The sequence below is a fragment of the Thermosynechococcus sp. TG215 genome, from assembly GCF_031583455.1.
Taxonomy (GTDB): domain Bacteria; phylum Cyanobacteriota; class Cyanobacteriia; order Thermosynechococcales; family Thermosynechococcaceae; genus Thermosynechococcus.
Genome location: NZ_CP134178.1, coordinates 836,729 through 850,860 on the forward strand (window position 1 = coordinate 836,729; position 14,132 = coordinate 850,860).

Here is a 14,132-nt window from a genome sequence, read left to right on the forward strand (position 1 = left end):
CCAGCTGCCGCGTGATACAGCTCTGGGGCTTATTGTACACGCCTCAGGGCATGGCTTTCAAAACTCATCACCCATTTTCCACACCCAACAGTGGCAGCAATACCCCATTGACCCGCCCCACATCAAACCGCTCCTCCGCCAGACGCCGACTTGCGCGCCCCATGGATGGAATGAGCTCGGGTTGTTCAATGAAGCGACGTATAGCGTTTGCCAGTGCTGCAACATCCCGCGGTGGTACCAAGAATCCATTGACACCATCGATGACCGTCTCGCGGCAGCCGGGTGCATCAGTGGTAATGACTGGCCGCCCTATGGCCATGGCCTCCTAGGTGCTGCGCGGCACCCCTTCCCGATAATAAGAAGGCAGCACAAATACACTGGTCTGCGCCAGCCAAGGCTTGACATCTACTGCTCCAGGCCATTCCACCGTGCCATCCTCCAGCCAAGGCTGTAAATCTGCAGTCGACAAGCCGCCAGGATTGTCATCCAAGGAGCCCAGTAAACAAAAGCGGATCAACGGATACTCCCCCTTTACCTGCCGGGCGGCGGCCAGAAACTCCATGACCCCCTTTTCGCGCAGCAGCCGCGCCACCATGGTAAAAGTCAATGGCTGCAGGTGCGCAGGCTGCATGGGCCACTCGTCCAGCGCGACACCCGTGCCCAGTATCAATTGAAATTTCTCGGCTGGTAAGCCGCAGATTTTTTGCAACAAACATAAATCGTCCGGGTTTTGCACCACAACCCGATGCGCCAAGGGGAATGCCAAGCGATACAGTTGCGTCAGCACCCAGGATAAAACCCTGCGCTTGAGTGGACTGCGTCCCTCAGGATCAGCCGTAAAAGCATAGCCCAACCCTTCCACCATCGCCACCCGCCGCGGTACCCCTGCCCAGGCTGCGGCTAGGGTTCCCCAAACATTGGCCTGGGCCGTGTAACTCAGCAAGGCATCGTAACGGTTGGTACGAAAGATGCCCACCAGCTTCAGGAATGTTCGCAGATGACCCAAGGGGTTCAAACTCTTGCGTTCCAAGGGGTAACAAAGGCACTGGGCACCCAAACTCTCCACTTTTTGCCGTTCTTGTTGAGACCAAGTGGGCGCCAAGACATCGACGGTGCACCCCCTGTGCACCAACTCCGCGATCAATGGCAGACGAAAATTGATCACGGAATAGGCGGCATTGCTGATCAGGGCAACCTTGAAGGCCTCTTTTCTGGGCGCACCCCCCTCAGCTGCATCTTCCTCTGCCACTGTTGTGTGTGAGGTATTGCTTCCGCGCATTGCTGCCGGGAAAACCCAGCCAAGCAGTCTATCGGATCTAAAGTAACCGATCATTGTTGCAGCCACGCCTGCCACATCAGCACATCCCACAAATAATGCACCCAATTGCGCTGGCCGCAGAGATGCTCTTGCCAGCGTTGCCGGATCGGTGCTGGTGCTAGGAAACCCTCCCGTTTCAACCGCGCCTCCGAAAGCAAATCCTCCGCCCATTCCCGCAAGGGTCCACGCAACCAGTGTTCGATGGGCACGCCAAAGCCCATTTTGGGCCGCTCGATGAGTTCCTTGGGGACATAGCGGTAAAGCACCTGCCGCAGCAGCCATTTGCTCTGACCTCCACGGATTTTCATTGCCAACGGCAGCTGCCAAGCAAACTCTACCACACGGTGATCCAAAAGTGGCACGCGTGTTTCCAAGCTCACCCCCATCGCCGCCCGATCCACCTTGACTAGGATGTCATCGGGAAGATAGGTGATGCTATCAAGATACAGCATGTGCTGCTCAAAATCGCAATCCTCAAGCCAAGCGGCTGGATCAGTAAGGGGGGTGGGTGGCTCTGCTGTCACACCTAGCACGATTTCGGTGGGAGACTCCCAGTGGGAGACTAGGCGCAGATAGATTTCCTCCGGGCGGCGCACTGAAAATAACCGTGCTGCCTTATGCAGTTTATCACCAGGCAGCCGAAAGCGCAGGCGGTGCGGCAACAAGGGCGCTGCGAACCCATACAGCCTGTTCCACGCCGCGGGGGAAAGCGCCCGCACCCCAGATGCCGCCAGCTGCCGCAGTGGGCGTGGCACCATCGCCAGGCGCCGCCACAACCGCCGGGTCCAGAAATAGCGGGTGTAGCCGCCAAAGAGCTCATCGCCGCCATCCCCCGACAGGCTCACCGTCACCTGCTGGCGGGTCAGCTCAGAGACCAAAAAAGTGGGAATTTGGGATGAATCGGCAAAGGGCTCGTCATAGAGTGCGGGCAGCCGTGGAATCACCGCCATTGCGTCTTTGGGCGTCACATACAGTTCCGTATGCTCCGTGCCCAAGTGCCGCGCCACCGCTTTGGCGTGCTCGGCCTCGTTGTAGTCGCCCTCATGAAAGCCAATGGTAAAGGTCTTCACTGGCTGTGGGCTTTGAGCCTGCATGAGCGCCACCACGGTGGAAGAATCGATTCCCCCCGAAAGGAACGCCCCCAAGGGCACATCAGCCACCATCTGCCCCGCCACCGCACTGCGGACAAGCCCTTCCAGTTCGTCGATGGCGTCTTGCGCTGATCCTTTGAAGGGATGATGCAACCCCCACTGCGCCACTTTCCGCAGCGACCAGTAGGTTCGGATGTCGCCGCGGCTGCCAATGGGCAAGGAGCCTGCAGCAAACTGTACATAGCACCCTGGCGGCAGCTTCCAGATGCCCTCATAGATGCTCCACGGTGTGGGAATGTAGTTGTAGCGCAGCAAAAGTGCGAGTGCCCGCCGCTCAATGCTATGGTCAAAACCGGGAAAGGTACGGATTGCCTTCAGCTCCGAGCCGAACACCAGTGTCCCCTTGACCCAGCCATAATAGAGAGGTTTTTCCCCCATGCGATCTCTAGCTAGGGTTAATGTACGAGTCTTGCGATCCCAGAGGGCAAGAGCAAACATACCGACACTGCGCTTCAGTGCCTCCTCCACACCCCAAGCCTCGCAGGCCGCCAGCAGGGTTTCGGTATCCGAATGGCCACGCCAATAGGCACTGCCAGCATCGGTTTTTTCAAGTTCCTTGCGCAGAGCCAAATGGTTATAGATCTCGCCGTTGAAAGCAATGACAAAACGTTCAGAGGGTGACACCATTGGCTGATGACCCGCCGGCGAAAGGTCTAGGATAGCAAGCCGCCGGTGCGCCAAGGCGATGCCAACTGCCTCATCCACCCACACCCCCGCATCATCAGGACCGCGGTGAATCAGAGTGTCGGCCATGCGGCGGGCAATGGCTGCTGCCTCATCCCACGCTACACCGTCTTTGTACCAGAAACCAGTTAATCCGCACATGGATTCATGTCCTGTCTGCTACTCACCGGCTTTCGTTCGTACAAAAGTTGTCCTAGCCGCTCAATATGCTCAAGCAAGGGCGGATGATCCACCGTCGCAAGCCAAACCAAATCCACCTGATACGGGATTGAAGACTCTTCAAAGGCGTACCCCAGCCGCCCTAGGGTGTCGATATACAGCCCCTCACCCACCAAGGTCAGATCAATATCCGACCCCGGCAGGTGCATGCCCTTGGCGCGGGAACCGAACAGGATGGCCTTTTCCACCTTGGGTTCCTGTTCTAAGATAGCGCGGATGGCCGCTATGGTGGCGGCTGGCAAGCTCTAGTCCTCCTCACTCATGTAAGTTCCGAAAGGCGACGTCCGAGGTTCAGGAACACCGAGTGGTAACGCTCCACCACCGCCTGCGCCACCGCCAGTGCGATCGCCTCGTTGTAGGTGTGGCTGGAGAGGCTGCGCTTGTCGATACATGTCCATCCACACCTCCCCAACCTCGATCAGCCCGTGCTTGAAGGCCTCGCGCACTGTGCTGCGTGAATAGTCCTCGAGTACATTCCAAGCAAGCTCATGGGTGAACTCGAACCCCTGGATCAACCCCTGCCGCTCTAAATCCGACAGAGGGCGCACACGAGACAGACCCACCGCTGCCGTGAGCTGGCGCAAGGCCCGCTGAAAGTTGTCGAAGCGCTCTTTCCAGCGAATGTCGGGATCTGTCATTGCTCGGCTCCCCATGTAACGTCAATCCACTCGGTAGCGTACCTACAACACCCCCTGTCGGCGGTATACGTACTCGTCACAGCCCGAGCCGAAGAACCCAGGGTTGCGCCCCCACAACTGCCCCGGCCTGGCCAGAACCCGCTCCGCACGGAAGCCCAACATCTTCATCTGCCGCTCGACCTCTTCAGGCGAGATCGACTCGTAGAGCCAGCCACCCAGCCAGTCATGCACGTCATGGTGGAAATCCATCCCGCGCTTGGAACGGTACTCATTGACATATCGGGTGAAACTTCTGCCCGTGACCGCAAAGCGCAAGCGAGACAAGGCCACGTAGATGGCGCGGGCGCGGCGCTGCACCTCTTGGGACGCATGCGCATACCAACGTTTCTCCCACCGCCAGAAGGGATCCATCCACACCCGCCGGTACAGGGCAAACGCAAACCGGCCTTCTTTCCCTACCATGGCCGCAGCACACTGAATGGCGCGCTCCATGTCCCCGGTGTGGTGCAGCACACCCCAAGAATAGACCGTATCGAAGGCGCCCATCGCCTCAGGATGCAGATCGAACACGCTAACCACCTCCACACGAAAGGCGGCTCCCCGAGGGGCATACCGATCGAGCAGCGCTTGGGTGGTGGCTACACTATCGGGGTCGAGGTCCACCACCACCACCTCCCCGACCTGCAGCCGATATCGAGAAAGCGCTGTCCGTCCAGGCGGTCTGACCCCAGCAAGCGGATCAGCCCTCGTTCGGCCTCCGCAATCTCGGCCGCCGTCACCTTCTCGGCATAGGCAGCCCAGTTTTTCCCAAACGCGAAGTGAGTTCTCAAAGTTGTCAAATCAGTTTCTATTGCACACACACATGATCTATCTGTTACCCACCTGCTTTCGTTCGTACACAAGCTGCCTTCCTCCTGACGCGCGGATGCCGAATTGTTTTCGCTGCCCGTAGCAGTAAGGCCGGCGTCCAGTGCAACGCCGCGGCTAGCATCCCTACGCGATATCGCCCCGTGGCCCAGGCCAGCCGGCGGATAGCCGCAAGCCCCGCCCAATCCCCTTGGGCGCGAAAGCCTGCCGCGGTGAAAAATGCGATGCGGTCAAAGAGCAACGCAAGCCCCTTACGCTGCTCATCGGTCAGCCAGTCCGTCTTCAAAAGCGCAGCTATGTGCTGCAATGAGCCAGGTGGCTCGGTTTCACGAAGGCGGTGGTCGGTGCGATTGACCGCGTCTTGGTAGTAAACAGCTGTCACCACTTCCGCATGGGCCACTGGATACTTCAGAGCCATATTGATCCAGCAAACAATGTCCTCTCCGCGGCGCACACCCACAGGAAAACCGCCAATCTCTAAGAGATCCCGTTTCTTAGCGCATGCCGTTATAGAGTTGATCAAGCATAGGCCATGTGCATAACGCACGAAGAAATCGTCAACCAAGCCAAAGAAACCATCCTCATATGAAGAACTCGGGCGATATTGCCTGCCTCCTCGCTCGAGCACATAAGCAGTGCTCAGCAGAGAAGCATCAGGAAACGATTCGATAAGCTTCCTAAGCATTTCTAAGTGTTTATCCAGCCAGAAGTCATCGGCATCAAGAAAAGCGATGTACTCTGCATTTGATTCGGAGACGCCGCAGTTTCGCGCTGCGCTTACACCCGCATTTGCCTGGCGGATCAATCGCACACCGTGTTTTTCGATGTAGGGAACGACAAGCTCAGCACCTCCATCCGTCGATCCATCATCGACGACGATGATCTCATCGGGCGGACTAGTCTGCGCCAGCACACTATCCAGCGCTTTATCTATGTGAGGAGCCTTGTTATAGAGCGGAATAACAACCGAAATGCTAATCACATCACACCCCGAAGAACTACCATATTTTTATTTTGAGCCACAACATAGCTTGCACCTTGAACAATGTGCTTTTGGGACAACTAGAAAAGTTCCTTCTTGCTTCTATGAATGCAGTGACATGGTATGTGCACTAAAAATCATTCCACATCATGAGGAACAAAACGGCTCCCCGCACCGCCGTCGGAAAGGCTGGTGATGATGTGCAGGACTTTCACTCGCGACCCTTCTCGTCTGCCCACGGGGGCAAACCCATTGCATCGAGATAAGCATCGATCGCCTGCGTCTGGTCGAAGTCCTGCGCGCGCTGACGCACGTCAGGCAACTGATCTCTCGGCATTGTCAGGGTTTCCTCCATCGCCCGGGCTAAAGCCTCTACATCCCCCACCGGCACTAGGCGCCCCCAGCGCCCATCTTCCAGAATCTCCCGCGAGCCACTTGGACAATCGGTGCTCACCACCGGCGTGCCGCAGGCCATGGCCTCGATCAACACACTCGGCAACCCCTCCCAGCGCGAGGACAAGACGAACAGCGCGGCTCGCGAGAGATACGCAAACGGGTTGGCCACAAACCCCGGCATCTGCAGCACATCCGACCCCAAGCCTAGGGCATGGGCCAGACGCTCCAGCTCTTCTCGCAATTCGCCTTCGCCCAAGATGAGCAAACGCGCATCCCTCCGTGCGCGGAGCTGGGCAAAGGCCTGCAGCAGCGCGGTGAAGTTTTTTTCCTCCGTCAGGCGGCCGATCGCCAGCACCACGGGCGCCTGTCCCGGCCCCAGCCAGGGATGGGGCGCCGGCTCATTGGCCAGCTGCGCGATGCGTTCGAGATCGAAGGGGTTGTAGATGGCGCGGACGCTGCCCGCAGGTAGCTTGGCGAAGCGCTCCAGATCGCGCGCCGCATCGCGCGAGACGGCAACAATCCCATCCGCCTTGGGATAAAGCCGCGGCACCAGGGCATAAACCGCCCGCGCCGAAAGACCGCGCGCACGCGCCACTTGCACGCTAATGGTGGTGCGCTCCGACACGACCAGCCTTGTGCTGGCTGCCGCAAGCCGCCGGGCCAGAATTGCCACCACATTGGCGTGGTTCATGGCCGACAGCATCGCCAACGGCCGTTCGCACCGCAGATAGCGTATGAGCGGCCACAGGGCCTTAATGACCCGCCCGGCACGCAAATCCACCACCCGCACGGCGGGCGCAACATCCTTGAGATACGGCCCCACAGCGCTGGCCAGCACCAGATCGACGGCGTACCCCCGCGCCGCAAAGCCGTTGGCTAGCGTCACCATCACCCGCTCGGCACCGCCGCCGGTGAGGGAGGGTAAAAAAATAGCGATACGGGATCGCCCCCGAGGATCTAATGAAGACAAATTCATTCGATTTCGTTATAGCAGTTTACGAAACATCACAAACACATTGTTGTAAAACTTCTCCGTCCGGTCTATTTGATCCAGCAGCAACCCCAAGCCGTTCATAACCAGACAAAACGGTATCCACAGCGGCAGGGTCAGCGCCTTAAGCAGCCGAGTCAGCTTATTGGCGTTGAAGCTATTTTCTAGCCAGTTCAAGGTCAAAATCACCACCGTGCTGCCAAACCCGCCTTGGCATTCCAGCGTGTGAACCTCATACGGCAGCAAACGCGCTGCACCATGCTTAGTAAAGCGTTGAAAATCATAGGGCGAGCCATGTTCGTTGTACAAAAACGGAAACGACAACACAATCATCCCGCCCGGCTTGCACACACGCGAAATCTCCCCCAGCGTGTGCGGTAGGTTTTCCACATGCTCGACCACTTGCGTCGCAAGCACCACATCAAAGGAGGCGTCATCAAACGGAAACACCGCATCGGGCGCAACTATATAATCTGCCTCCCTCCCCGCAACATCGATTCCGACATACTCGGTCGCTTGCGCGAACAGCGGGCGATAAGGCTTGTCACCACATCCGACATCCAGCACCCGTCCCGTCAATTGCGGCAGCCGCAACTTTAGGGTACGCACCAGATAAACCGTATCCAGCCATTGAAAATGCCAAGGACGCAAGTGCGGATGTTTGCCGCAAAGTGCCTCATAAGTTTGCCGATAAAGCCGCCCAAGGCGAGATTCCTGATTATTTTCCATGTTGCAATTCCTCAAATAACGCTTCCCACATCCCTGCAATGCTAACCATCGAAAATCGCTCACGTGCCTCGATGGCGCGGGCAGCAAACCGCTGGCGCAAGGCCTCATCGCCCATCAATCGGCTCAATGCCGCACTTAACGCGGCCACATCGCCAGGCGGCACCAGCAGGCCATCCACTTCATGACGGATGGTGTCGCGCGGCCCGGTATCGCAATCAAAGCTTACCGCGGGCAAGCCATAAGCCAAAGCCTCAGCCAAGGTATTACTGAATCCCTCAAAGCGGGAACTCATTACATAAAGATCCGCCGCTTGGTACCAATCACCTATATTGCCCACCCGCCCAGGCAGCAGGATGCGCTCGTCCAGCCTGGCATTCTTGATTTGCGCCGCAAGTTCGTTCCGCAGCGGCCCCTCGCCCAGTATGGCTAGACGCCAATCCGGAAATGCCGCCGCCAAGCCTTGAAACGCAGCAATCAGGAGATCAAAGCCCTTTTGCCGACTCAAACGGCCGACCGCCAGCAGTAGTTTTGTATTACCGGTCTTGACCGGCGGCATCATGTATGGCGCTTGCGCCGGCAAGGGATAGCTTGCTGCATTCGGGATCACCGGCACCTTGCGCGCTCGGGTATTTTGACGCAGCCAAGTAGCGGATTCATCGGTGAGCGCGACTACCGCATCTAACCGTCCATAGAAATAGGATCTCAGGGTTTCCCAAACCACACCCAAAGGCATCTGCGGCGGATGGATACGCTCCGAACCGACGGTCACCAAGCCATGTAGGCCGGTTGCCGCTAACGCGAGCTGGATATTGGACAAATCCATCATGCCCAGTGCGACATCCGGTTGCACTTGGCGCAACACCCGGCGCAGGGCAGACACACGGCGCAGGTTGTTGATCAAGCCTTTCAGCACATTGCCACTATTTTGTTGCAGACCCAGCTTTATTCTGTGCACTGAAGGTAATAGTTCATAAAAATCGTCCGCGCCATCGGATAAAGTGACAACAGTCACTTCCCAGCCTTTCTCCGCCCAATAATTTGCAAGATTGGCTACAACACGCTCGGCGCCACCGGAAGAGAGGGAGGAGATAAAAAAAAGCACTCGCATATTCAAACTCTTGGGCGGGCAAGGAGGTTTTGAAATGCTGCTAGTCGATCGGGATTCAAATGCGACAGACCAGCGTTTTCCTCAATCTTAAAAATATCGTAATTCTGCGCCCACAGCCAGGCGATCAGATCCTGCATGGTATAGCCCGCAGCGCGATAAGTGGCGGCGTTGAGCTCGATGATCACCACAGGCCGAAAACGCTGGATAAGCCCCAAGCTGCCTTGTAAGGCGGGCAATTCTGCACCTTCGATATCCATCTTGATCACATCGACACGGTCTAGGTTCCGCTCCCATAGCCACGCATCCAGTGTAGTCACCTCAACTTCTGTCGCGGTGCTGGCCGCCGCCCTAGCCTTTGGATACAGGGTGGGCAATCCATCGTTTATCGTGCCATCATCAAACGTACCGATTGGTGAATACAAGGACAAACGGCCGGGCTTGTCGGCGACAGCAAACGGCTCAATGCTGACTTGCTCGAAGCCGTTCAACTGAATGTTTTTTAAGAGCTGTTTTCGTATGATGGGTGACGGCTCGAAAGCAAATACGTGCCCTTCCTTGCCAACCAAACCTGCCGCGAAAATGGTGAACTCGCCTTGGTTGGCACCCAAATCGATAAACACCCCGCCAGGCGGCAAAAATAAAGCCAACACTTGGAGCTGCGAGCCGGAATATGTGCCACGCCAATAGATTTGGCTCCCCATGTGCTCGCCCAGGCGACAGGCAAATCTCAAATCTCGCCCTTTACCGAAGTCATCGATAATCACTTCGGTGTTTGGGTGCCATTTGGCATGCATTTTTCGAATATAGCTATTCCAATAAAGAATGAGACATTATCCAGCACAATACTTGCGAATCAACTCATCAATCGAACTGTTTGACCCTGCATACCTCCGCGCTCGCTTCAGCGCACTGAAGTCGTGCTTAATCACATTCAAATCAGGAGAGTATTTCGGTAAAAATAACACCTCGTGACCCGCCGCTTTCACCACTGCCTGAATCGCCCCTTTCGGATGAATCGGTGCATTATCCATCATCAACAACGACGGTCTCTTTAACGCCGGCAAACAGTACTGACTCAACCAACTCACATAACGCATTCAAATATCCTGAAAACAGCATTGGGGCGATGAAGTCTTTCTGGTGTCTATACCGTCCTGCGACTAAACTCTCTCTTTTCTGACGCTTCCCCGCTCGCTCTCCATCAATTCGTTGGCCTCGCGCTGACCACCCATACTCAGACTCCACTCGATCGCTGGGCACGGTCGATTAAACGGTCATCGGGATGGGCAGCAACATCGGCTGCTAAGGCCGCCCAATCCAGCTTCCAAGGACGACGGGGGACAACTGTGGGGGCTAAGTCGTCTCGCTTCAGCCAGCGATGGATAGTGGCGCGGCTCACCTGAAAGATTTGAGTGGCTTCACTGATTTTGCCACCTTGCTTGATATAGGAGACAACCCGCTCTCGTAAGTCCAAGCTATAGCTCATATTCTTGAGTAACATTCATGACGCTTTGAGTATAGCCTATCCCTCTTGAAAATATCTCATCTCCTTTCGAAATGGCTATAAAATTCAGTTAATCGCGATCGGTACCCATAATCTTCACTTGCCAAAAACTGAAGTTATCTCTGTTCCATGGTCAGAAGAAACAGAAGCTCAAGACATTGCCCAGTGCGATATTGGCATTATGCCCCTTCCCGATGAGCCTTGGGAGCGCGGTAAGTGTGGCCTCAAATTGATTCAGTATATGGCTTGCGGGTTACCTGTTGTTGCTTCTCCTGTCGGAGCCAATCTTGATATTGTTCAGCATGGTGTCCATGGCTTTTTAGCTTCTACAAATGAAGAATGGGCAACTGCCCTTGAAACCTTAATTCAAAATGCTGACTTGCGCACTAGGATGGGTCTTGCAGGCCGTCGCCGAGTTGAGCAGCACTACGCTCTTCAAGTGACAGCACCCAAATTGGCGCATCTGCTAGAGTCTGTAGTAGCCAAAGCTCAAGGAGTCCTCTAAGGCTTATGTGTGGCCTAGTTGGTTTTCTCAACGCTGCCTTTTTAGGTGACTGGGCAGCAACTATCCGCAAGATGAATGGCACCCTTTCCCATCGCGGCCCTGATGATGAGGGAGTCTGGATAGATGAGGCGGCAGGTATCGCCCTAGGCCACCGTCGTCTAGCAATTCTTGATCTTTCCCCCGCAGGACATCAGCCGATGGCTTCTGCGTGTGGCCGTTATGTCCTCGTCTTTAATGGTGAAATTTACAACCACCTTGAACTGCGTCAGGAGTTAACAGCGCTTGGTGCAGCCCCCCCTTGGCGCGGACATTCCGATACCGAGACGCTACTGGCGGCTTTTAGCCATTGGGGCGTGACCACAGCCCTAGAAAAGCTAGTTGGCATGTTTGCCCTTGCCCTCTGGGATCGCAAGACTCGTGCATTAACCCTAGCTAGGGATCGCATTGGTGAAAAGCCCCTCTACTACGGTTGGGTCAATGGAGCCTTGGTTTTTGCCTCAGAACTCAAAGCGATTCGGGCTTACCCAGCCTTTGCTAACTTGATTAATCGCGATGCCTTAGCGCTGTATTTCCGCTACAGTTGGATTCCGGCTCCCTACAGCATCTATGAACATATCTGGAAGTTACCAGCAGGTACCTATCTCCAGTGGTCTGCTGAATCTCTCAGACCCAATACTCAAGGCACACCCCAAGCCTATTGGTTATTGGAAAGCGTTATTGCTAAAGGGCTTGCCCAGCCTTTTCAAGGAACAGAGGACGAAGCAGCAACTGAATTAGAGCGTCTTTTGTGTCAAAGTCTCAAAGGGCAGCTCTTAGCAGATGTTCCCCTAGGCGCATTTTTGTCCGGGGGCGTCGATTCCTCAACAGTTGTGGCTTTGATGCAAAGCCTTTCTTCCCAGTCCGTTAAAACATTTAGCATTGGCTTCTATGAAGACGCCTATAACGAAGCCCAATATGCTAAAGCAGTTGCCCAACACTTGGGTACCGATCACACTGAATATTACCTTACAGGTCAAGAGGCGCGGGATGTCATTCCCAAACTTACCCACCTTTACGACGAACCCTTTGCTGATTCCTCTCAAATCCCTACCCATCTTGTGTCAATGATTGCGCGCCAAGAGGTGACAGTTGCCTTGTCCGGTGATGGGGGGGATGAACTATTTGGCGGATACGTGCGGTACCTTTTGACCCCTGCGATTTTGGGAAAAATAGAACGCTTGCCGAAACCAGTGCGCCGCACCCTTGCATCTTTGCTGAAAAAACTATCCCCTAGACAATGGGATCAGCTTTTTGGGGGACTTAGTATCTTTCTGCCTCAGAATTTAAGATATACAACCATAGGGGATAAAATCGCTAAGCTGGCTAAGCTCTGTGAAATGACCTCTGACAAAGAAGTCTATCTTTCTTTTCTATCACTGATTGATTTACCTTCCCAGTTCGTCCTTAATAGTCAAGAACCATTATTAATCCAAGAAAAGCTTGACCAACTGAGCCATCAACTGCCTTTTGAATCCTATATGATGGCACTTGATCTTTTGACATATCTTCCCGATGATATCCTTGTCAAGGTCGATCGCGCCGCCATGGGAGTGAGTCTTGAGACCCGTATTCCTTTTCTAGATCATCGAATTGTTGAGTTTGCTTGGACACTCCCCCTTGACATGAAAATCAGACAGCGGCAGGGCAAGCAGGTACTCCGTAAACTTTTGTATCGCTATGTCCCGCCGCCTTTGATTGAACGCCCTAAAATGGGGTTTGGTATTCCCCTAGCTCAGTGGTTGCGTTCTGAACTGCGAGACTGGGGAGCAACTTTGTTGAACCCAACCCGTCTTCAGCAGGAGGGCTACCTACACCCTGACCTTGTTTGGCAATACTGGCAGGAGCATCAAACAGGAAAACGCAACTGGGCAGGACAACTATGGGAAGTATTAATGTTTCAGTCATGGTTAGAGCACTGTTTCTGAATATCTAGCCCTAGCATATGTTTCCCTATTTCTTTGTTTTCTTACTCACGCTAACACCATCGGTTATAGAAATGCCGAAGTGGTATTGGGTATTTCTTTTTAGTATTTATGTCGCTTTTATTGGTCTGAGATTTGAAGTTGGTGGAGACTGGTTGACGTATATAGATATATTAGAAGCTTCTAGATATCAGCCATGGGTAGGCTTTGAAGCCCTACTTGGTGACCCTGCCTATCACTGGATTAATAAGATTGCTGCTGCCCTTAATCAGGAAATTTATTTTGTAAACTTATGTGTTGCAGTGATTTACACAAGCTGTTTATTTGCTTTTTGTCAAAAACTGAAAAATCCTTACTTGGGTTTAACAGTTGCTTTCCCATACTTAACGACTGTTGTAGCAATGGGTTATACTCGCCAAGCAGGAGCGATCGCTTTAGAGCTACTAGCGTTAATGGCATTAGAATCCAATAAAAAAATAAATTCAATTCTGTTTTTTATTTTGGCATTACTGTTTCATAAGACAGCAATATTTCTGATATTAGTGCCGATATTAATGTTTTTATTTGACTCACTAAAAACAGGAAAAATAATTAATATTCTACTTGTGTCAGCATTATTATTGATAGCTCTATCTGGTGCAATTGCGATTACTAGCATCAGCGATAAATTTTTAGTTCACTATATCGGAGCAGGAATGTCATCTTCAGGTGCTTTAATTCGACTATCCATGAATCTCTTACCTGCAACTATTTTTTTAATCGAATACTATACAGGGCATAATTTCTTTAGAACTTCTTCAAAAGTTTATCTTGCTTTATCTTGGCTAGTTATTTTTTCTTTTGCACTCTTGCTAACAGGTTCTTCAACTGCTGCCGATCGCCTTGCGCTGTACCTAATACCTATTCAGATCTATGTTCTAGGAAATCTGCCCTACCTCTTTCTCATTCAAAGCCGAGAAATATTTTATCGATGGATGCTTCTAGTACTTGGTTACAGTTTTTTAGTATTATGGGTATGGCTGCAATTTGCTGATCATGCTTTCGCGTGGTTACCCTATCGCATGTATCCTTTTATTTAA

At 53.7% G+C, this 14,132-nt stretch carries 11 protein-coding genes and 3 pseudogenes; 3 read left to right on the forward strand and 11 right to left on the reverse strand.

Annotated elements, in window-relative coordinates; genetic code table 11:
- Positions 1-67: 67 nt before the first annotated feature.
- From RHJ02_RS03890 to RHJ02_RS03940, 11 genes and pseudogenes are all read right to left on the reverse strand, one after another.
- Positions 68-1,333 (reverse strand): annotated as a pseudogene (locus RHJ02_RS03890) (glycosyltransferase family 4 protein).
- Positions 1,330-3,294, reverse strand: a complete 1,965-nt coding sequence (asnB, locus tag RHJ02_RS03895) for an asparagine synthase (glutamine-hydrolyzing) (RefSeq protein ID WP_310800471.1) — start codon at positions 3,292-3,294, stop codon at positions 1,330-1,332. Before asnB (RHJ02_RS03895) ends, RHJ02_RS03890 begins: the two are co-directional and overlap by 4 nt.
- On the reverse strand, positions 3,282-3,614 hold the full coding sequence (locus RHJ02_RS03900; RefSeq protein WP_310800472.1) for a nucleotidyltransferase domain-containing protein: 333 nt from the start codon (positions 3,612-3,614) through the stop codon (positions 3,282-3,284). The genes asnB (RHJ02_RS03895) and RHJ02_RS03900 overlap by 13 nt, the downstream gene beginning before the upstream one ends.
- A gap of 17 nt (positions 3,615-3,631) precedes the next feature.
- Positions 3,632-4,010 (reverse strand): annotated as a pseudogene (locus tag RHJ02_RS03905) (nucleotidyltransferase substrate binding protein).
- A 42-nt stretch (positions 4,011-4,052) separates the two neighbouring features.
- A complete protein-coding gene (locus RHJ02_RS03910; protein WP_310800474.1) occupies positions 4,053-4,676 on the reverse strand; it encodes a class I SAM-dependent methyltransferase in 624 nt (207 codons plus the stop codon).
- A gap of 208 nt (positions 4,677-4,884) precedes the next feature.
- The gene (locus tag RHJ02_RS03915; RefSeq protein WP_310800475.1) at positions 4,885-5,859 is read right to left on the reverse strand and encodes a glycosyltransferase family 2 protein; all 975 of its coding nucleotides are present in this window, start codon (positions 5,857-5,859) and stop codon (positions 4,885-4,887) included.
- Positions 5,860-6,070: 211 nt separating this feature from the next.
- A complete protein-coding gene (locus RHJ02_RS03920; RefSeq protein WP_310821869.1) occupies positions 6,071-7,144 on the reverse strand; it encodes a glycosyltransferase in 1,074 nt (357 codons plus the stop codon).
- Positions 7,145-7,240: 96 nt separating this feature from the next.
- Positions 7,241-7,975, reverse strand: a complete 735-nt coding sequence (locus tag RHJ02_RS03925; RefSeq protein ID WP_310800477.1) for a class I SAM-dependent methyltransferase — start codon at positions 7,973-7,975, stop codon at positions 7,241-7,243.
- Complete coding sequence (locus tag RHJ02_RS03930; protein WP_310800478.1) at positions 7,965-9,083, reverse strand: glycosyltransferase family 4 protein; 1,119 nt, start codon at positions 9,081-9,083, stop codon at positions 7,965-7,967. The genes RHJ02_RS03925 and RHJ02_RS03930 overlap by 11 nt, the downstream gene beginning before the upstream one ends.
- 2 nt (positions 9,084-9,085) lie before the next feature.
- Positions 9,086-9,877 (reverse strand): FkbM family methyltransferase, encoded by a 792-nt coding sequence (locus RHJ02_RS03935; RefSeq protein WP_310821874.1) that lies wholly within the window; start codon positions 9,875-9,877, stop codon positions 9,086-9,088.
- Between the two features lie 36 nt (positions 9,878-9,913).
- A pseudogene (locus RHJ02_RS03940) lies at positions 9,914-10,569 on the reverse strand (IS630 transposase-related protein).
- A 118-nt stretch (positions 10,570-10,687) separates the two neighbouring features.
- Here RHJ02_RS03940 and RHJ02_RS03945 point away from each other — a divergent pair.
- The 3 genes from RHJ02_RS03945 to RHJ02_RS03955 all read left to right on the forward strand — a co-directional run bounded on the left by RHJ02_RS03945 (position 10,688) and on the right by RHJ02_RS03955 (position 14,132).
- Positions 10,688-11,092, forward strand: coding sequence for a glycosyltransferase family 4 protein (locus RHJ02_RS03945; protein ID WP_310800480.1), 405 nt, complete (start codon positions 10,688-10,690; stop codon positions 11,090-11,092).
- A gap of 5 nt (positions 11,093-11,097) precedes the next feature.
- Positions 11,098-13,056 carry an asparagine synthase (glutamine-hydrolyzing) gene (asnB, locus tag RHJ02_RS03950; RefSeq protein WP_310800481.1) on the forward strand — a complete coding sequence of 653 codons (1,959 nt, stop codon included), beginning with the start codon at positions 11,098-11,100 and terminating at the stop codon, positions 13,054-13,056.
- A 71-nt stretch (positions 13,057-13,127) separates the two neighbouring features.
- Positions 13,128-14,132, forward strand: coding sequence for an EpsG family protein (locus RHJ02_RS03955; RefSeq protein ID WP_310743422.1), 1,005 nt, complete (start codon positions 13,128-13,130; stop codon positions 14,130-14,132).